Genomic DNA, 18,960 nt, shown 5'->3' with positions numbered 1-18,960 from the left:
CGCTCTCTTATCGTCCGATCAGCGTCAGCCCGAAGAGGATGATGAGCCAAAGCCCGGCGGCCGCAACGGCGAGCCGCGGCAACATGCCTGTCAGATGCATGAACAGCATGGCGATCAGGACCGCCTTCGCGGCGGCGATCGCCAGGTTGAGGGCGACATTGAAGCCGCCGAGGTCGAAAAGCGACGAGCCGACCGTCAGCGCCAACAGCGCGAGCAGCCCGAGATAGCCGAAGGTGAGTTTTCGCAATTCGCTCATCGGTTGATCAGATAAAGCACGGGGAACATGAATACCCAGATGATGTCGACGAAGTGCCAGTAGAGGCCGACGGCCACGACCCGGCGCAGCCGGTTGGCCGGGTTGGCTGACCGCCAGAGTGCGACCATGCCGGCGATCACGACGATGCCGCCGATCAGATGCAGAGCATGCAGCGAGGTCATCGTGAAATAGAGGCCGAAGAAGAATTCGGCATGGGTCGGATCGGGCCCGGCATAGCGGAACGGCAGGCCAAGCAGTGGCGCAAGTCCTTCGTCGATCTCCTTGCCGTATTCGATCCCCTTCACGACCAGGAAGCAGATACCTAGCGCCGAGGTCGCGGCCAGCGCCCAGACCGTCGCGCGCCAGCGCCTCTGAAGCGCAAGCAGATGCGCCAGTGCCATGGTGAAGCTGCTGGTGATCAGCACAGCCGTGTTGAAGGTGCCCAGCGGCAACGAAAGGTGTTTCGAGGCCGCAGCGAAAGCTGGGCCGAAATCGATATGTGCGATCAGGAAAACCAGGAAGATGGCGCCGAACAGCATCGCCTCGGAACCGATGAACACCCACATGGCAAAATTGTCAGCGCTCCGTTCGCGCCGGGGTGTGTCGAAAGCGATGCTTTCTGTGCCGCTCATCGAGCCGCCTCCTCCCGGTGCGGGCTGAAGCGTTCGTGCTCCAGCCCTTTCATGTCGTAGGCATAGGCCGGGCGTGTCACGACAGGCATCGTCTTGAAATTATGCGGTGGCGGCGGCGAGCTCGTCTGCCATTCGAGCCCGGTGGCGTCCCACGGATTGTCGGTTGCGCGAGCGCCGCGAAACAGCGACCAGCCCAGATAAAACAACGGCATCAGGTAGCCGATCGCCAGCACCACCGCGCCGGCCGAGGACAACACGTTCCAGAACTGGAACTCCGGCGGATAGGTATGATAGCGCCGGGGCATGCCGTCGAAGCCAAGCACAAATTGTGGGAAGAAGGTCAGGTTGAAGCCGACGAACGTGGCCGTTGCCGCGATGCGCCCCGCCGTTTCCGAATACATCCGGCCGGTCATCTTCGGCCACCAGAAATGCAGGCCGGCCATATAAGCGGTCACCATGCCGCCAACCATGATGTAGTGGAAATGCGCGATGACGAAATAGGTATCGTGGACATGCACGTCGACCGCGAGCGACGCAAGGAACAGCCCCGCCAGCCCGCCGAAAGTGAACAGCGCAAGGAAGAACAGCGCATAGAGCATCGGCGTCTCGAAGCTGATCTCGCCCTTGCGCAGCGTCAGGCTCCAGTTGAAGACCTTGATCGCCGAAGGAATTGCAACACAGAAAGATAGAAAGGAGAAGACGACGCCGGCATAGGCCGACTGCCCGCTGACGAACATGTGGTGGCCCCAGACCAGGAAGCCGAAGACGGCAATCGCCATCGACGACATCGCCACCGCCTTGTAGCCGAACAGCGGTCGGCGACTGAAACAGGGCAGCACCTCCGACACCACGCCCATGCCGGGCAGGATCATGATGTAGACGGCGGGGTGCGAGTAGAACCAGAAGAGGTGCTGGAAGAGCAGCGGATCGCCGCCGAGATCCGGATTGAAGATGCCGATGCCGAAGACGCGCTCCAGCACGATCAGGATCAGCGAGGCGGCGAGCACCGGGGTCGCCAGCACCATCACGAGGCTGGTGGCGTAGAGCGTCCAGACGAAGATCGGCAGGCGGAACCAGGTGAGCCCGGGTGCACGCAGCGTGTGCACGGTGACGATGAAGTTGATGCCGGTCATGATCGTCGAGAAGCCGACGATGAAGACGCCGAACGCCGCCGTCGAGACCCAGCCATTGGCATAGAGTGTCGACAGCGGCGTGTAGAAGGTCCAGCCGGTGTCGACGCCGCCAGCCACCACCGAGAACAGAGCGAACAGGCTGCCGAAGATGAAGACATACCAGCTGGCGAGGTTCAGCCGCGGGAAAGCGAGATCGCGCGCGCCGATCATCAGCGGCAAAAGGAAATTGCCCAACGTCGCGGGAATCGACGGCACCAGGAAGAACCAGACCATGATGATGCCGTGCAGTGAGAACAGCCGGTTGTAGACATCGTCGGAGACGAGGTCGCCGGCCGGTGTCGCCAGCTCGATCCGCATCAGTACCGCCATGGCGCCGCCAAGGAAGAAGAAGGCAGTCAGCGAGACTAGGTAAAGCCACGCCACGCGCTTGTGGTCGGTTGTGAGAAGCCACGCGCGAGGCCCGCTGCCTTCCCCCAGATAGGTGCCCTGCATCGCCGCGTTGGTCATGACCTGGCTCCAGCCGTTGGTTGCGGCGAAAGCGACTTCAGATAGGCAAGCAGCATCTGCAGTTCGCCTTCGTCGATGAGGCCGTCGAAGCTCGGCATGATCGGTTCGTAGCCGGCGGCGATTTCCTTCTTCGGGTTGAGGATGGAGTCGCGCAGGTAACGCTCGTCGGCGATGACCGTCTGTTGATTGTCGAGCGCCACCGGTCGACCGAAGATGCCGTCAAGCGACGGCGCCCTGACCTTGCTGCTGGCACCATGGCACCCGGAGCAGCCGAGCGCGCGAAACAATTTCTCGCCGCTTGCGGCAAGCGTCTCGCCTTCGCCCTGACTGTTCAGCCAAGCGGCATACTGCTCGGGCGCCATTGCGGTCACCCAGCCGCCCATTTCGGAGTGCTGCGTGCCGCAATACTGGGCGCAGAACAGGTGATAGCGGCCGGGCTCGGTGGCGATGAACCAGATATGCGTGGTGCGGCCCGGTACCGCGTCCTGCTTGATGCGGAACGCCGGCACGTAGAAGGAGTGGATGACGTCCTGCGCGGCAAGCGACACCACGACCGCCTTGCCGACGGGGACATGCAATTCGTTGATCTCACGCTGGCCGCCCGGCTGCCTGAACTCCCACATCCACTGCTTGCCAAGGCCGCTGATCTCGAGCGCGTCGGCCGGTGGATGGTCGCGGCGAACGAAAAGGGTCGCGCCCCAGCCGAAGAAGATGAAGGCAATGACCAGGCTGGCGATCGTCCAGCTCATCTCAAGCGGCAGACTTCGGGAACGCTTGCCTGTTCGATCCGCTTTGGAGCCGACCCTATATTTCACAGCGTAGCCGACGACGAGACCGGTGAGCGCCAGCCCGAGAACGACTGAGAAAGCGAGCAGCGTGTAGAACAGCGCGTCGACCTGGCCGGCTTCGGAGGAAGCCTCCTGGGGGAAGAAGGGGATGCCGAAGCTCACCTGGCCCTCCCCCAGCTTTGCCAGAGCACCGTCGCGCCGAGACCGAACAGCGTTGCCAGACTCGCCACTTTCAGTGCCGCCCAGATCGCTGGGGTGTATTGGCCTTTCGAATTGTCGAAGCCAGCACAGAGCAGGAAGACGTGATCGGCAATCGATCCGAGCCTGTTCTCCGACGCCTCGACCAGCGCAAGCTCGAGATCGCGCGGCGTGAAGGTCAGCGCCGGCAGTATCTGTGAAATTCGGCCCGACGGTGTGAGCGCAATGACGGCGATCGGATGGACGAACTGATCGATGCCTTTGCGCCGGTCGAACGTGATGCCGGCTTCATTGGCGAGCGCCGCACCGGCGCCATCGCTGCTCGTCAGGAACCGCCAGGCGGACTGGCCTGCCGGACCGGCTGCGGAAGCGATTTCGGCTTGCGCCGCGGCTGCGTCGGCCGGTGTCTCCTCGGGATCGATCGAGATGAACAGCGCGCGGTAATCTGCCGGGCGAAGCGATGTTTTCTTCAGGTCGGAGGCAACGGCCTGCTGGGTGACGCCGCATAGGTTCGGGCATTTGTCGTAACCGAAGACCACCAGCGCCGGATGGCCGTCCAGCGTTTCGCCAAGCGGCCGCTTCTGGCCGCTGGCGTCGACCAGTTCGCGGTCCAGCCTTAATTGCGCGCCGAGCTTCGGATCGAATGTCGGTCGCTCGGCGGCAGGGGCCGCGCCGGCGACGAACAGACAAAGAGCGGCTAATAAGCTTCTCATCGCTCTGTCCCGCTTTGCTGTCGGCGAGTCTGGGCCTGCGGAGCGCGGGGAACGGCCGCTGCGACCAGGGCGCAGCCATCGGCACCAGCCGTTGCGGATCGCTGCTGCGACCAATCCGGCAGCCCGTTGCTGACTATTGCCCGCATGGCGTCGTCGATCGGAATGCGAGCAATCCCGGCATTGCGGTCGACCCAGCCGAGTATTTTCAGCTGTCGGTCCTCCTCGGCGCGGAAATTGACAAGATCCTGCCTTGGCGCGGTCTGCAAGTCTGGAGCTTCCGGGCTGACGTTCGCGGGCTGCGGCAGCCACCTCGGTGTGGTGTTGAAGGCGAGCTTCATGCCAATCGCGGCCAAGACGAGAAACACCAACAGCCCGCCACCGAAAGCAAGCAGCATCCGCGGCTGGACATCGCGCGTCTCGGGATGGCGATGCGCCTTAGCCATGGGCGACCTCCCGCTTCCACCAGACGAGCCTGTCCGGCCGGCGGAGCAGGAAAAGGAACAGGGCGAGCCACAGCCCACCCAATCCAATCCAGGCGACAGCATCATGCCACAGTGCCAGCAGACCGCCGGAAAGGAGTGGCGGGCGGATGCGCCAGAACACATCGACGAAATGGCTTGCCAGGACCAAACCCGTCAGCCAGATCAGGCCGTCATGGCTGCGCTTGAGCGGTCGGCTGAGCGAGCCTGCAATCGCGGCCACCTGCAAGGCAATCAGCAGCCATAGCAGATACTGCCAGCCTCCCGTCGCGCGAATGATGTACCACCCGATCTCGTCGGGCAGGTCGCCGCCCCAGACAACGATCCACTGCATGAATATGAGGTAGATCCAGGTCAGCAGGAATCCGAGCTGCATGTTGGCAAGGTCTTCGCTAAGCGCGGCATCTTCCTCGCCGCCGGGCATGACCTCCACGGCCCGCCTCGCCGCCAGCACGAGGATCGCCAGGCCGAAAGCTCCGACGACTTCGGCGGATGCCTCACAAAGCGCGTAGATGGTCGAGGTGAATTCCGGCTGGATCGAAAGCATCCAGTCGATGGCGAAGACGCTGACGGCAAGCGCGTGGAGGATTAGGCCAAGAGCATATTTCCTCCCGTTGCCAGCCTTCCCGGAACCCTCTGAAGTCGAGCCGAGCACCACCCAAGTGAGAACGAGCCAGATCGCCGCGCAGACAGCGAAGCGCAGCAGGAAGAACGGCACGTTGAGATAGGCAAGCTTCTCTCGAACCTTCTCGGACAGCGTCGCGGGATCGGCGCCGGCCCATGGGAAGATCAAGTCGAGTCCCATCAGCACCGGTAGCAGCAAGATGAGCGCAAACGGCAGCAGCGCGGTCATGATCCGCAACGGCTGGCGGACCGCCTCGCCCCAGCGCCCGCCGGTCAGCCCATGCACCATCAATATGGTCAGTGCGCCGAGCGGCAGGCTGAGCGCGAAGAGAGCTGCGGGGAGCCAAGCGCCCAGCATCGCTCTGGCATCGAGCGATGCGCCAAGAGCGCAGAGGACGAGACCCGCGATGCCGACAGCCACAAAACCCTGCTCGAGGCGGCTCATGGCGATGCCTCAGCTTCGAGCCGCGTGCGCAGCGTTTCCGATAGCTCACCGACTGGAGCGTCGCGCGAATATTGCAGCGCGCGGATATAAGCCACGATCGCCCAGCGGTCCTTTGGCGGCACGCGTGCGGCATAGGAGTACATGGCGCCATAGCCGTTGGTGATGACGTCGTAGAAGTGCCGGTCCGAGGCTCTACGCAGCGCATCCTGATGGTAGCTCGGCGGGGCCGGGAAGCCGCGCTGGACAATCATGCCGTGGCCGTCGCCGGTGCGGCCGTGACAGGGCGAGCAGAAGATATCGAAACGCTGCTGGCCGCGCTGCAGCAGCTCGATCGTGATCGGATAGGGGATCTTGTCCGGGACAGGCGAAAGATCGGCGTCGCGCGTGACGGTGCCCGTCACCGGCGTGCGTGCCGACATGCCGTCGGCGAACTGGTTGCTCGCGTCCAGCGGATCGTAGCGCGGCTGGTCCTCCATGTCCTGCCGGCAGCCGGCGATGGCCAGCGCGCCGAGCATGAGCGTGAGGCGCAGGCCGCTCATGCTTTGATCTCCTCGACCGTTTCGGCACCCAGCCGCGTCAGCTGGCCCCGGGTCACGCCCTTGCGGTATCGCGGGTCGGCCGCCTCTATCAGCAGATAGAACTTGCCGCCGCGCGCGTAGCTGAAGCTCTCGGCGTTGAAGACCGGATGATGGTAGCGGGGCAGCCCGTTGGCCGCCAGCACGCCCAGAAAGCCGGCGAAGGCGGCGCCGAGGATGCCGGCTTCGAAGGCGATGACGACGAAAGGCGGCCAGGAATGCAGCGGTCGCCCGCCGACATTGATGGGATAATCGACTTCGACGGAATACCAAATCAGAGCATAAACGAGAGCCGCGCCGGCAATACCGCCGGCGAGCACGACCCAAGGCAGGCGTGTCTTCGGGATCTCCAGTATCCCGTCCAGTTCCTTCATCGGAAACGGCGAGAACGCATCTATGCGACGATAGCCGCGCTGGCGCATGCCACGCGCCGCCTCAACGAGCGCTTCGGGATCGGCAAACACAGCCATGAGACCGTAGAGACTCATTTGAGCTTGCCCTCTTCCTCGGCCAGTTCCTCGACCTCGAAGATGGTGATCGCCGGCAGGATGCGGATGAACAGGAATACCAGCGCGAAGAAAGTGCCGACCGAGCCGAACAGGATGCCGAAATCGAGCCAGGTCAGCGACTGCTGGCCCCAGGCCGACGGCAGGTAATCGCGGCTCGGCCCGGTCACGACGATAATGTAGCGCTCGATCCACATGCCGACGTTGATGGCAATGGCGATCGCGAACAAAAGCGGCATGTTGCGCCGGACGCGCGTGAACCACAGAAGCTGCAGGACGCCGCAGTTGAGACTGAGCATCGTCCAGAACATCGGCGCGTACGGGCCGATGGCGCGTTGCACCATCATGGCGCGTTCGTAAGGCTCACCGGAATACCAGGCGAAGAACGCCTCCGAGACATAGCCATAGGCAACGACCATACCGGCGGCGATCATAAGCTTGGCGGCGTTGTCCATGTGCCTGAGCGTGATCAGGTCTTCGACGGAAAAAGCCCAGCGCAGCGGGATGGCGATGGTGAGCACCATGGCGAAGCCCGAGAGCAGCGCGCCGGCGACAAAATAGGGCGGGAAGATCGTCGAGTGGTAGCCGGGCGTGATGGCGAAGGTGAAGTCGAGCGAGACGATCGAATGCACCGAGACGACCAGCGGCGTCGCAAGCGCCGCGAGCAGGAAATAGACGACCTGGTAGCGCGCCCAATGGTGGGCCGAGCCGCGCCAGCCAAGCGCCAATATGCCGTAAAAGAGCTGCGCCGGCCGTGATCTGGCGCGGTCGCGCAGCACCGCGAGGTCGGGCAGAAGCCCCATGTACCAGAACAGCAGCGATACGGTCGCATAAGTCGCGATCGCCGCGAAATCCCAAACCAGCGGGCTGCGCCATTGCGGCCAGTGCATATGCACGTTGGGCAGCGGCAGCAGCCAGTAGAAGAACCATGGCCGGCCGAGATGCAGGATCGGGAACAGCCCGGCCATGGCGACCGCAAACAGCGTCATCGCCTCGGCGAAACGGTTGATCGAGGCGCGCCATGGCTGGCGCAGCAGCAATAGCACCGCCGAGATGAGAGTGCCGGCGTGGCCGATACCGATCCACCAGACGAAATTGGAGATCATCGTGCCCCAGACCACCGGCATGTTGATGCCATATGCGCCCACGCCGACGGCGATAAGGTAGGTGATCGAATAGAGCAGCAGCAAAACCAGCAGGAAGCAAAGGAAGAACGCGGTCCAGAAATGCCGCGGCAGGCGACCGTTGAGCACGATCGAGCCGATGCGCCCGCTGATCTCGGGAAAATCGTGGCGACCGCGCAAAACTACCGGACTGTTTGCGCTGGTGTCAGCCATCGGTCGCCTCATCCAGCTTGGCAAGCCTGCTGTTCGGATTGGATATCTTGCCGAGATAAGTGGTGCGCGGCCGCGTGTTCAGTTCCTCCAGCAATGCGTAGTTCTGCGGCGCGGCTTTCTCGCGGACGACCCTTGCATCCTTCCTGTTGCGATCGCCGAAGGTGATGGCCTGGGTCGGGCAGGCCTGCTGGCAGGCGGTGACCACTTCGCCGTCGGCGATATCGCGGTTCTCGATCTGCGCCTGGATGCGCTTGGCGCTGATGCGTTGGACGCAATAGGTGCATTTTTCCATGACGCCGCGCGAGCGCACGCTGACATTGGGATTGTGCACGCCCTGCTCCGGCCCGGCCTCGTCCTTGTCGAAAGACTGGTGATCGAGGAAGTTGAAGCGACGCACCTTGTAGGGGCAGTTCTGCGAGCAATAGCGCGTGCCGATGCAGCGGTTGTAGACCTGCGCATTCAGACCATCATGCGTGTGCACGGTGGCGTTGACCGGGCAGACCACCTCGCACGGCGCCTTCTCGCAATGCATGCACGGCACCGGCTGGAAGAACGTATCGGGGGCATCGACCGGTCCGTCGTAGTAGCGATCGATACGCAACCAATGCATCTCGTGCCCGCGCTCGCATTCGTCCGGCCCGACCGGCGCGATATTGTTTTCGGCCTGGCAGGCCGAAACGCAGGCCATGCAGCCGATGCAGGCCGACAGATCGATCGCCATTGCCCAGGCTTCCTGGTCGTAGTGCCATTCGGGGTAGAGCGATTCCGTCGGGCTTGGCGGCGCATCCTTGCGCACGAAATCCGGGGTCTGCCGGAATGCATCGAGCGACGCGTGGCGAACGATGGCGCGACCTTCCATCGCCTGGTGCTGTTGCGTGGTGATGACACGCATGCTGTTCTTGCGGGGCGCGATGGTCGCGCCGGTCGCGAACCACTCCGAAGCACGGCGCAGATGGAAGGCGTCGTAGCCTTCCGACAGCGCGGCAACGGAACCGACTTTTCGCCCGAAGCCGAAGGAGAGCGTTATCGTTTCGTCCGGATGGCCGGGCGCGATCCAGGCCGGCGCATCGACGTCCGCGCCATTTGAGGCGACATTGATGACATCGCCGTTTCCGATTTTCAGTCGCTCGGCGGTGGCGGGCGATACAAGCGCGGCATTACCCCACACTATCTTGGTCAGCGGTCGCGGCAGCTCCTGCAGCCACGAGGCGTTGGCGTAACGCCCGTCACGCAACCAGGGATCAGCGACGAAGCGGATATCGATGCCATTGCCTGCGTTTGCCGCCGGCTTCAGTCCCGCCAAGTCCGGCGGCACTGTGACGGATACCGGCCTGGCGGCACTGTTCACTATGACGCCGTCGCGCAGAGCCTTTTTCCACGCGTCATCATCGAGCCCTGCCCAATGCTGCCGGACAAGCGGAAGCGCATCGGTCTGGAACTGCCCGCCAAGCACGGCGAGCAGCTCATGCCCGGTCTTGCCGTCATAAAGCGGCGCGATGAGCGGCTGCACCAGCGAGGCCGTGCCGTCATAGGCACGGATGTCGCTCCAGCTCTCGAGCGCATGCGCTGCCGGTGCATGCCAATGCGCCGGGAATGCCGTCTCGTCGCGGTAGAGCCCATGATGGACAAGCAGTTCCAGGCCGGAGAAAGCCTTGCGCGCATCGAGGCCTGCCGGCGCGGTGTGCAGCGGATTTGCGCCGAGCACGACGACCGTGTCGATCGCCCCGTGCGCAATCGCTTCGCACATCGCCTCCAGATCGCCATCGACCTGCGGCGCATCCGGCGCCTCGATAAACTCCACCGTATTGCCGAGCGCGCCAAGCCTCGCATTGACGGCAAACACTGCAGCGTGAACGAACACGCTCTGATGCGCACCCGGCACGACCAGCGCGCTGCGGCCGGCTGCCTTCAGATCATCGACCAGCGCAGCCATCCATGCCGTGTAGACGGGCGGCACGGAAGCAACGGCCTGGCCTTCCAGCGTGGCATGAAGCCCGGCAGCCAAAGCTTCGATCTCGCTCGGCCTGGCCGCAAAGCGGTGGTCGGCCGCCGCGCCGGTGATCGTCGGCGTCGATTCCACCGCATAGAGCCGGCTCATCCGGTCGTTCGGGCTGCGCACACGTCGCCGCGCAGCGAAGTCGCGCGCATAGGCCAGCCGCCCGGGTCCCTCGCCGAGGAAATCGGCGTCAAGACTTAAGATCGTCTCGGCACGGTCGAAGTGGTAGAGCGGCGTCAGCCCAGAGCCGAATAGCGCATGTGACGCCTCCCCCGCAGCCGGCGTCGCCAACGGATCATGGCGATAGATTTTCAATTCCGGATAGCGTGCTCGCAGCGCATCCAACTGCGCAGCAAGAGTCGGCGAGGTCGTCGCTTCAACCAGCAGCGCTCCGCCCCGCCCTTGCGATGCCGTCCATCGCGAAACGAGCCCCGCCATTGCCTTCAGGAAATCGCCATAAGATGCCGGCTCGCCATCCTTGAGTGGCATGCGCGAGCGATCGGGATCGAACAGTGTCAGTACCGCTGCCTGCATCACCGCGTCGGTGGCGCCGCGCGATGCCGGATGATCCGGATTGCCCTCGACCTTTGTCGGTCGTCCTTCATGGCTCTCGATTATGGCGCCGATACCGAAGCCGTCGCTCGACAGTGTGGTCGCGTAGTAGGCTGGTTTGCCGGGGATCAGCATTTCCGGCTGGCGCACATAGGGCACGATGCTCTCCGCCCTGCTGCAGCCGGCCAGCCCGGCAAGCGAAAGCGAGGCACCCATCAGCTTCAGCAGCGTCCGTCGGTTCGGCCTTGCCGGGAGGCGCTCCGCGATTGCCGGAAATTCGGCTTCGACGAAGCGCCGGAATTCCGCCGTGCCGGCGATCTCGTCAAGGCTGCGCCACAGGTCGCCGTCGCTTGTCAGCCGTCGGCGCAACGTAGCGATGTCGATGGCGGGCGGGGCCTTTGCTTCAGCGATGACAGACATAGCAATCCGTCATCGTCTCGGGATGGATGTCGAGCATGCCGATCAGCTGTCGCCTGATCTCGGCGATGTCCTCAGGCGGTTGCCAATGCATCAGGAACACGTCCCGCGGCGGACGCAGATTAGGCCCGGGATTGCGATGACAGCCGAGGCACCATTCCATGCTCAGCGTATGCGCTCGCCTGGTCAGCGGCATCTGGTCGATCTCGCCATGGCAGGTCTCGCAGGCGACACCTTTGTTGATATGGATCGCGTGGTTGAAGAAAACGAAATCGGGCACGCTGTTGACGCGCTGCCATTCGATCGGCTTGCCGCTGGCAAGACTCGCACGCACCGGCGCCAGCATATTGGCATTGGTGAAAAGCTGCGAATGGCAGGTCATGCAGACTTCGGTGGCCGGCAGACCTGCCGAAGGCGAGGTTTCGACGCCGCTGTGGCAATAGCGGCAGTCGATGCCGAGCTGGCCGGCATGGTGCTTGTGGCTGAACGGCACCGGCTGCGCCAATGGCTCACCTACTCCCGTTACCAGGTCCGAACGGGGCAGGATTGTCCCGATCGCGGCGGCGATCAGCAGAGCGGCACAACTTCCCCAGATGACAAAGCGCGCAACGCCATTGGCGTTTTTCGAGAAGATCTGCGGCATCCCCTCGCCGATTCTGTTGAAGGCAAACTCAGAGTTGACGACACCTAACGGTGCTTTCGCCACGAAGGTTCCGAAGTCGCGAAAGGATCACAGAATGGTGACCGGCAGCGACGCCGGGGCTCGAATTTAATCCGCAACCACTGCTCGCTGCATGCGTTCGCCAGACATCACGATCTGTTTCACGCTGGAAAATGCCATGACCGACGCTGCTGCAAACAACTCTCATCGCCCTGTGCGCCATCGCGGCGTCGCCTACTGGTGGAGAGCGCTGGTCGGCATCCTATTGGTCATTCTCGGCCTGCTGATCGGCGGCGGCGGCGCTTGGCTCATCGCGCTCGGCGGTTCCTGGTATTACCTGCCCGCCGGCATCGCATTGCTGCTCGCGGGCATTCTGCTGCTGGCAGGAAACATGGCCGGTGTCTGGCTTTACATCCTGACATGGCTCGCAACGGTTGCCTGGGCCTATTGGGAGGTCGGTCTCGACGGCTGGGCGCTGATGCCGCGCGTCTTGGCTCCCACGATTATCCTCATCTTCGTCCTGCTTGCCGTTCCGGCCTTCCGCGACATCGGCAGCCGAGGCAGCAGGAACGCCGCCTATGTGACAAGCCTGCTGCTGCCGGTCATTGCACTGGGCGCGTTCGGCTTCTTGCACATGAATGCCTTGGCGCAGTCACAACCGGCGCAACCGCCGGCGCCCGCCGCGCAGTCCGCGCCGAACGGCGTGGCGGCGTCGCAGGACGCCGCGATCCATCAGGTCGGCAACGACTGGCCGGTCTATGGGGGTTCGGAACTTGCAACGCGCTATTCACCGCTCAACCAAGTCACAGCGTCCAACGTTTCGAAGCTGACGCGCGTCTGGTCTTTCCATACCGGCGACATGCCGAGCAAGGCAGCCAAGGATATGTATTCGCCCGAGAACACGCCGCTCGAGATCGGCGGCCATCTATATGCGTGCTCGGCCAAGAACATCCTGATCTCGGCCGATGCCAAGACCGGCAAGGAAGAGTGGCGTTACGATCCGAAGGTTTCCGACAAGGCTATCCCGTACGGAGCAAGCTGCCGCGGCGTTGCCTATTTCGCGGTGCCGGGTGCCGGCGCCGATCAAGCCTGCGCCACCAGGATCATCGTAGGGACCCTCGATGCTCGACTGATCGCGGTGGACGCCAAGACAGGCAAGCCCTGCGCCGATTTCGGCCAGCAAGGCGGTGTAGACCTTACGGAGGGCATCGGTGAAACGGTCCCGGGCTGGTACTCGGTCACCGCGCCGCCAACGATCGTGCGCGGCATCGCCGTGGTGGGCGCTCAGGTCAAGGACGGACAGGCCGAGGACGCGCCGTCCGGGGTCATCCGAGGCTACGACGCCACAACCGGCAAGCTGGCCTGGGCCTGGGATATGGGGCATCCCGATCGAACCGGTGCGCCGCCCGCCGGGGACACCTACTCACGCGGCACGCCGAACATGTGGACCGTTGCTGCCGCCGATCCGCAGCTCGGCTATGTTTATGTGCCCCTCGGCAATGCCGCGGTCGACTATTACGGTGTCGACCGCAAGGATTTCGAGAACCAATACAACTCGTCGATCGTCGCCATCGACGTCACGACGGGCAAGCCGGTGTGGCATTTCCAGACGGTGCATCACGACCTTTGGGATTATGACCTCGGCTCGCAACCGACGCTGGTCGATTTCCCGACCGCGACCGGCAAGATCCCGGCCATCATCGTGCCGAGCAAGCAGGGCCAGATCTACGTGCTCGACCGTAAGACAGGCAGACCGCTCTTCCCGGTCGAGGAACGCAAGGTTCCTTCGGGCGGTGTCGAGCCGAACGAGCTCTCGAAGACCCAGCCCTATTCCGGCTATGCGCATCTCGACCAGCCGGCGCTGACCGAAAAGGACATGTGGGGCATGAGCCCCCTGGATCAGCTCTATTGCCGCATTCAATTCCATCGAGCGTATTATCAAGGCGAGTATACGCCACCTACGGTGAACCAGCCGTTCATCGAATACCCCGGCTATAACGGCGGCTCGGACTGGGGCAGCGTCGCCGTCGACACAGACAGCGGCGTACTTATCGCCAACTACAACGACATGCCCAACTACAACCAGCTCATCCCGCGCGAGAAAGCGGATCAGATGGGCTTCAAGCCGATCGACAAAGGTGGCAGTTCGAAGAAAGCCAAGGACATCGGCGACCCGCAGTCTGGATCGCCATACGCCATTGCCGTCAATGCGGGCTGGCGCCTGTCCACCGGCCTGCTCTGCTCGAAGCCGCCCTATGGCCACATCCGCGCCATCGACCTCAAGACCGGCAAGACCTTGTGGGACGAGCCTCTCGGCAGCGCCGACAACAACGGACCATTCGGCCTTCCGTCCATGCTGCCGCTCACCATCGGAACGCCGAACAATGGCGGTCCACTGGTGACCGCCGGCGGCCTGATCTTCATCGCCGCGACCACCGACAACAAGCTGCGCGCGATCGACATCAAGACCGGTAAGCAGGTGTGGCAGGCCGATCTACCCGCCGGTGGCCAGACGACGCCGATGACTTACGAGGTCGATGGCAGGCAATATATTGTCATCGCACCTGGCGGCCATCATTTCATGGAAACCAAGGTCGGCGACGAGGTTATAGCCTATGCCCTGCCTGCGGGCTGAGTCTCCCGACCTGGCAAGCTATGAAACGTTGGTATGGCCGCCATCCGCTCCGGTCTCTGAACGATTCGCGTTGCGCGCTCGTGCGCTTCGGCGTCTGGCTATGGAGAACATCCAGATCAAGATCAGGATCACGGGAACGCCGGCAATGACCAGCATCCATATGCCGATGTGAAACATCAAGGTCTCTCTATCCTGGAACGCAGCTCACGGGCCAGGTGTGAAACCTGCACCGCCAGCCAAAGTAGTGCGGAAAAACGGCTACAAACGGACAGAGTTCCGCTGAAGCGGGCCATTGCCTCAGTTATCCTTCCGGGCGATTGCCATGGCGCGCAGCATTGGCAACGATTTCATCGCTTGTGTTGTGTCCCCGTCGAAGCCGATGGGTGAGTTCCGTCCATGAAGCGGAGCCTTTAAGCCTTCGACGCGTTCTTCGGCATTCCGGGACTTTGCGCCTCACGCATCGACGCAATGACAACGAAAGCTACACCGATGTATTTCATGGCATTGGCCACCGACTATGACGGCACGCTGGCGCATGACGGGCTGGTCAACGCAAGCACGGTCGCGGCGCTGGAAAAGTTGAAGAAATCCGGCCGCAAGCTCATCCTAGTCACCGGCCGCGAGCTGCCCGACCTCAAGGAAGTCTTTCCCGAGCTTTCGCTCTTCGACAAGGTGGTCGCCGAAAACGGCGCGCTGGTCTACACGCCGGCCAGCGAGGAAGAGCGCACGATCTCGCCCTCGCCTTCCGCCGATCTCGTCGAGAGGCTGAAAAGACGCGGCGTGAAACCGCTGTCGGTCGGCCGCTCGATCGTCGCCACCTGGGAGCCGCATCAGGCCAGCGTGCTCGATGTCATCAAGAAGCTCGGGCTGGATCTGGAGATCATCTTCAACAAGGGCGCGGTGATGATCCTGCCCTCCGGCATCAACAAGGCCACCGGCCTGGCGGCTACGCTCGAAGATTTGAAGCTGTCGCCGCACAATGTCGTCGCCGTCGGCGATGCCGAGAACGACCACGCCTTCCTCAGGGCCTCCGGCTGCAGCGTCGCAGTCGCCAATGCCTTGCCCGCCGTCAAGGAAACCGCGGACCTGATCACCAAGGAACAGCGCGGCAAAGGCGTCGAGGAGCTGATCCGCAAGCTGATCAAGCGCGATCACCTGCTGTCCAAGAAACGCTCGCGCGGCGTGCTGTTCGGGACTTCGCGTGGCAACGAGATTTACCTGTCGCCGACCGAGACGGTGCTGATCGCCGGAAGCTCGGGCATCGGCAAATCGACCTTGGCCACGGCGCTCACCGAGCGGCTGGTCGAGAAAGGCCTGCAGTTCTGCATTTTCGATCCCGAAGGCGACTATGACGGCTTGAAGGGCGCGGTGCCGCTCGGCAACGGCTCGACCGCTCCGAACAAGGAGCAATTGCTGGAACTGATCGAGAAGCCGCAGACCAATGTCGTGGTCAACGGCCTGGCGCTGAAGGTAGATGAGCGGCCCGATTTCTTCGCCGAATTGCTGCCCGGCCTCGGCAATGTCCGCTACCGGACCGCAAGGCCGCACTGGCTGATCATCGACGAGGCGCATCATTTGATGCCCAAGCGGCGCGGAGACACGCGATCCGTGCTTTCGATCGAGCTGCCCGGCACGGTGCTGATCACCGTCCATCCCGAAGCGATTTCCACCGATGCGTTGCGGCTGGTGACGGCGGTGATCGCGCTCGGACCCAAGGCCAAGGGCGTGATCAAGACCTTCTGCAAGGAAACAGGGCTCAAGGCACCGAAGAACATTCCGCTGCCCAAGGGTGACCGGGTGCTGTTCTGGCGGCCGCATGACGACAAGAAGCCGTTCACGGTCAAGGCGATCGAGCCCAGTCAGTCGCTCAAGCGCCATAGCCGAAAATACGCCGAAGGCGAACTCGACGAAGCTGGGAGCTTCTATTTCACCGGGCCGAAGAAGGCGATGAACCTTAGAGCCCACAATCTCATCATCTTCGCGCAGATGGCGGAAGGCATCGACGACAAGACCTGGGACTACCACCTGCGTGCCGGCGACTATTCCAAATGGTTCCGCCAGCAGATCAGGGACAAGGACCTCGCCCGCGAGACGGCGGAGGCCGAGAAGAACAAGACATTGTCGGCAGACGAAAGCCGCAAGCTCGTGATCGACGCCGTGCGGAGGCGCTATACAGCGCCCGCAACCGCTCCTGAAAGATAGCATCTAGTTCGGCAGACGCGGCGCCTATGAGAGCAAGTGCTCGATCCTTATCGGCAGGTCGCGGATGCGCTTGCCGGTCGCGTGATAGACCGCGCTCGCGACGGCCGCGGCCGTGCCGACATTGCCGAGCTCGCCGAGGCCTTTCACCCCGGCCGGATTGACCGCGTGATCGACCTCCGGCACCAGGATCACTTGCAGGTCCTTGATGTCGGCATTGACCGGCACGAGATAGTCCTGAAGGTCGCGGTTCACATAGCGCGCATAGCGGCTGTCGATCTCGGTCGCCTCGTGCAGCGCCTGGCCGATGCCCCAGATCATGCCGCCCATAAGCTGGCTGCGCGCGGTGCGGGTGTTCATGATGCGGCCGGCGGCAAAGGCGCCGACGATGCGCGGCACGCGGATTTCCCTCGTGTACCTGTTGATGCGGACTTCGACGAACTCGGCGCCGAAGGCATACTTGACTGAGTCCTCGTCCTGTTCCCCGCCGTGGAATTCCGGCGTGCCGGCATAGAGTTTGTTCAGCGCCTCGGGCGTCGCGCCCTTCGGCGCAAACTCCACATACTCCTCGATGGCGCCGACCTGCATGGTCTTCAGGACGTCCTCGACCTTGGCAGACGCACCGCCCTTTGCCACGATCTTTCCGTCGGCGAGGTCGAATTCCTCGTTATGGGAACCGGCCAGCGGACCACCCTCGGCGGTCGCGGCGGCATAGAGCTTGGTGCGGATCGCGTCGCATGCCTTGAGCACCGCCGAGCAGACACTGGCCGTGGAGATCGACCCACCGGAGACCGGAGCCGGAGGCAGGCTGCTGTCGCCCATTTCGACGCTGATCTTATCGATGCCGACGCCGAGCCGCTCCGACGCCATCTGAGCGGCCACGGTGCGCACGCCGGTACCGATCTCATGTGAACCGCATTGCACCCGAACTTCGCCGTCAGCTGTGAGCCGCACGCGTGCCGCGCATGGGGCTACCGCTGTCGGATAGATGGCCGTGGCGCAGCCCATGCCGATCAGCCAGTCGCCGTCGTGCATCGCGCCGACCTTGGAATCTCGCTTGGCCCATCCAAACGCCTCCGCCGCCTGATCGTAGCACTGTATCAGCGAGCGGCTGGAGAACGGTTTCTTGCCGATCGGCTCAGTCTTCGGCTCATTGATGCGACGGAACTCGACCGGATCCATGCCGAGCGCCACCGCCATTTCGTCCATGGCGTTCTCCAGCGCGTAGACGTAAGGGGTTTCGGGCGGCGAGCGCATATAGCCAGGCGTATTGCGGTCGGCCTGCACCAGCGAGACATGCGTCAGCACCGAACCGTAGTCATACATCCGGCCAGTCGCCGAGGTGCCACCGACGACATAAAGGTCGGGCCGCGACGTAACCTCCCAGCCCTCATGCGCGAAAGCGGTGATACGGCCGTCCTTGCCGGCGCCGATGCGGATGCGGTGCCGCGTTTCGGCCCGATAGGTCTGGATGCCGAACGCCTGCATGCGGCTGGTCACGCAACGCACCGGACGTCCGAGCCGCTTGGCGGCAACGGCCACGATCGCGGTGCGAGGCGTCATCGGTCCTTTCGAGCCGAAGGCGCCGCCTATGAAAGGACTGACGATGCGTACCTTGCCGGGATCGATCTCCAATTGCCTGGCGAGCTCGACTTTCCAGCCGGTGACGTTCTGCGAGGCCTCGTGCACGACAAGCTGGTCGCCCTCCCAGAACGCGGTCGTTGAAAACAACTCGATCGGATTGTGGTGCTGGGTAGGCGTCGAGTAACGCTGGTCGATCTTGACCGCTGCGGCAGCGTAAGCCGCGTCGAAATCGCCTGCCTTGACGTCTTCCTTGAACAATGGGCTCTTGCCAGCCGCCGGGACGGTTTTCGTGCCGGGGCTGTCGAAGCTGGCGGTTGGCTTGTCGTCCTCATATTCGGCGCGGATCAGCTGCGCCGCCTCTTCAGCCGCTTCGAAAGTCTCGGCGACGGCGAGCGCGATGATCTGCCCGTCATGGAAGATCGTCCGGTCATGCAATGGGCCGATCGAGGTGGCGCCGGAATTGCCGAATTTCGGTTTGTCGACCTTGTCCATATCGCCATAGGTGACGATGTCGAGCAGGCCGGGCACCGCGCGGGCATCGTCGAGATGAAGCTTCGTCACCTTGCCTCTGGCGATGCTGCTGGTCGCCAGCGCGCCATAGGCGATGTTGGCGGTGGGCAAGTCGGCGGGGTAATGCGCCTGTCCAGTGACTTTCAGGCGCGCATCGATGCGCGGCAGCGGTGCGCCCTGGTTCTCTTTGGGTCTTGGAGCAGCTGTGTCCAT

General features: G+C 63.2%; 15 protein-coding genes. 2 read left to right on the top strand and 13 right to left on the bottom strand.

Annotation, left to right across the window (positions count from 1 at the left end; all coding sequences use genetic code 11):
- Positions 1–7: 7 nt before the first annotated feature.
- From LB572_RS06960 to LB572_RS06905, 12 genes are read right to left on the bottom strand one after another with little or no spacing between them, the layout of a single operon-like run.
- Complete coding sequence (locus LB572_RS06960; protein ID WP_140802835.1) at positions 8–256, bottom strand: cytochrome C oxidase subunit IV family protein; 249 nt, start codon at positions 254–256, stop codon at positions 8–10.
- The gene (locus LB572_RS06955; protein WP_224667207.1) at positions 253–888 is read right to left on the bottom strand and encodes a cytochrome c oxidase subunit 3; all 636 of its coding nucleotides are present in this window, start codon (positions 886–888) and stop codon (positions 253–255) included. Before LB572_RS06955 ends, LB572_RS06960 begins: the two co-directional genes overlap by 4 nt.
- Positions 885–2,528 carry a cytochrome c oxidase subunit I gene (ctaD, locus tag LB572_RS06950; RefSeq protein WP_224667206.1) on the bottom strand — a complete coding sequence of 548 codons (1,644 nt, stop codon included), beginning with the start codon at positions 2,526–2,528 and terminating at the stop codon, positions 885–887. Before ctaD ends, LB572_RS06955 begins: the two co-directional genes overlap by 4 nt.
- The gene (gene coxB / locus LB572_RS06945; protein ID WP_140802838.1) at positions 2,525–3,478 is read right to left on the bottom strand and encodes a cytochrome c oxidase subunit II; all 954 of its coding nucleotides are present in this window, start codon (positions 3,476–3,478) and stop codon (positions 2,525–2,527) included. The genes ctaD and coxB overlap by 4 nt, the downstream gene beginning before the upstream one ends.
- A complete protein-coding gene (locus tag LB572_RS06940) occupies positions 3,475–4,227 on the bottom strand; it encodes an SCO family protein (protein WP_224667205.1) in 753 nt (250 codons plus the stop codon). Before LB572_RS06940 ends, coxB begins: the two co-directional genes overlap by 4 nt.
- Entirely contained in the window at positions 4,224–4,670 is a 447-nt protein-coding gene (locus tag LB572_RS06935; RefSeq protein WP_224667204.1) for a hypothetical protein, read from the bottom strand. The genes LB572_RS06940 and LB572_RS06935 overlap by 4 nt, the downstream gene beginning before the upstream one ends.
- Positions 4,663–5,775: a hypothetical protein gene (locus LB572_RS06930; protein ID WP_224667203.1), complete on the bottom strand. Its 1,113-nt coding sequence runs from the start codon at positions 5,773–5,775 to the stop codon at positions 4,663–4,665. The genes LB572_RS06935 and LB572_RS06930 overlap by 8 nt, the downstream gene beginning before the upstream one ends.
- Positions 5,772–6,314, bottom strand: coding sequence for a c-type cytochrome (locus LB572_RS06925; RefSeq protein WP_224667202.1), 543 nt, complete (start codon positions 6,312–6,314; stop codon positions 5,772–5,774). The genes LB572_RS06930 and LB572_RS06925 overlap by 4 nt, the downstream gene beginning before the upstream one ends.
- The gene (locus tag LB572_RS06920) at positions 6,311–6,838 is read right to left on the bottom strand and encodes a DUF3341 domain-containing protein (RefSeq protein WP_224667201.1); all 528 of its coding nucleotides are present in this window, start codon (positions 6,836–6,838) and stop codon (positions 6,311–6,313) included. Before LB572_RS06920 ends, LB572_RS06925 begins: the two co-directional genes overlap by 4 nt.
- Positions 6,835–8,193, bottom strand: a complete 1,359-nt coding sequence (gene nrfD / locus LB572_RS06915; RefSeq protein WP_140802844.1) for an NrfD/PsrC family molybdoenzyme membrane anchor subunit — start codon at positions 8,191–8,193, stop codon at positions 6,835–6,837. The genes LB572_RS06920 and nrfD overlap by 4 nt, the downstream gene beginning before the upstream one ends.
- Positions 8,186–11,161, bottom strand: coding sequence for a TAT-variant-translocated molybdopterin oxidoreductase (locus tag LB572_RS06910; protein WP_224667200.1), 2,976 nt, complete (start codon positions 11,159–11,161; stop codon positions 8,186–8,188). The genes nrfD and LB572_RS06910 overlap by 8 nt, the downstream gene beginning before the upstream one ends.
- Entirely contained in the window at positions 11,145–11,801 is a 657-nt protein-coding gene (locus tag LB572_RS06905; protein WP_224667199.1) for a cytochrome c3 family protein, read from the bottom strand. Before LB572_RS06905 ends, LB572_RS06910 begins: the two co-directional genes overlap by 17 nt.
- 196 nt (positions 11,802–11,997) lie before the next feature.
- On the opposite strand from LB572_RS06905, the gene LB572_RS06900 reads away from it, so the two are divergent.
- Both LB572_RS06900 and LB572_RS06895 read left to right on the top strand, forming a co-directional pair.
- Positions 11,998–14,454 (top strand): membrane-bound PQQ-dependent dehydrogenase, glucose/quinate/shikimate family, encoded by a 2,457-nt coding sequence (locus tag LB572_RS06900; RefSeq protein ID WP_224667198.1) that lies wholly within the window; start codon positions 11,998–12,000, stop codon positions 14,452–14,454.
- Between the two features lie 489 nt (positions 14,455–14,943).
- Positions 14,944–16,656, top strand: coding sequence for an HAD family hydrolase (locus LB572_RS06895; RefSeq protein ID WP_224667338.1), 1,713 nt, complete (start codon positions 14,944–14,946; stop codon positions 16,654–16,656).
- A 24-nt stretch (positions 16,657–16,680) separates the two neighbouring features.
- On the opposite strand, the gene LB572_RS06890 is transcribed toward LB572_RS06895, so the two are convergent.
- On the bottom strand, positions 16,681–18,960 hold the full coding sequence (locus tag LB572_RS06890) for a xanthine dehydrogenase family protein molybdopterin-binding subunit (RefSeq protein WP_224667197.1): 2,280 nt from the start codon (positions 18,958–18,960) through the stop codon (positions 16,681–16,683).

The sequence above is a fragment of the Mesorhizobium sp. BH1-1-5 genome (genome assembly GCF_020165615.1).
Lineage (GTDB): Bacteria > Pseudomonadota > Alphaproteobacteria > Rhizobiales > Rhizobiaceae > Mesorhizobium.
The sequence above is the reverse complement of the archived record's forward strand: the minus strand, read 5'-3'. Positions and strand labels throughout refer to the sequence as shown.

Coding starts and splice junctions, on each gene's coding strand:
- LB572_RS06940 (WP_224667205.1), bottom strand. CDS start 4,227: ATGAGAAGCTTATTAGCCGCTCTTTGTCTGTTCGTCGCCGGCGCGGCC.
- LB572_RS06890 (WP_224667197.1), bottom strand. CDS start 18,960: ATGGACACAGCTGCTCCAAGACCCAAAGAGAACCAGGGCGCACCGCTG.
- LB572_RS06955 (WP_224667207.1), bottom strand. CDS start 888: ATGAGCGGCACAGAAAGCATCGCTTTCGACACACCCCGGCGCGAACGG.
- nrfD (WP_140802844.1), bottom strand. CDS start 8,193: ATGGCTGACACCAGCGCAAACAGTCCGGTAGTTTTGCGCGGTCGCCAC.
- LB572_RS06960 (WP_140802835.1), bottom strand. CDS start 256: ATGAGCGAATTGCGAAAACTCACCTTCGGCTATCTCGGGCTGCTCGCG.
- LB572_RS06905 (WP_224667199.1), bottom strand. CDS start 11,801: ATGCCGCAGATCTTCTCGAAAAACGCCAATGGCGTTGCGCGCTTTGTC.
- LB572_RS06920 (WP_224667201.1), bottom strand. CDS start 6,838: ATGAGTCTCTACGGTCTCATGGCTGTGTTTGCCGATCCCGAAGCGCTC.
- LB572_RS06895 (WP_224667338.1), top strand. CDS start 14,944: ATGTATTTCATGGCATTGGCCACCGACTATGACGGCACGCTGGCGCAT.
- LB572_RS06925 (WP_224667202.1), bottom strand. CDS start 6,314: ATGAGCGGCCTGCGCCTCACGCTCATGCTCGGCGCGCTGGCCATCGCC.
- LB572_RS06900 (WP_224667198.1), top strand. CDS start 11,998: ATGACCGACGCTGCTGCAAACAACTCTCATCGCCCTGTGCGCCATCGC.
- LB572_RS06935 (WP_224667204.1), bottom strand. CDS start 4,670: ATGGCTAAGGCGCATCGCCATCCCGAGACGCGCGATGTCCAGCCGCGG.
- LB572_RS06930 (WP_224667203.1), bottom strand. CDS start 5,775: ATGAGCCGCCTCGAGCAGGGTTTTGTGGCTGTCGGCATCGCGGGTCTC.
- LB572_RS06910 (WP_224667200.1), bottom strand. CDS start 11,161: ATGTCTGTCATCGCTGAAGCAAAGGCCCCGCCCGCCATCGACATCGCT.
- ctaD (WP_224667206.1), bottom strand. CDS start 2,528: ATGACCAACGCGGCGATGCAGGGCACCTATCTGGGGGAAGGCAGCGGG.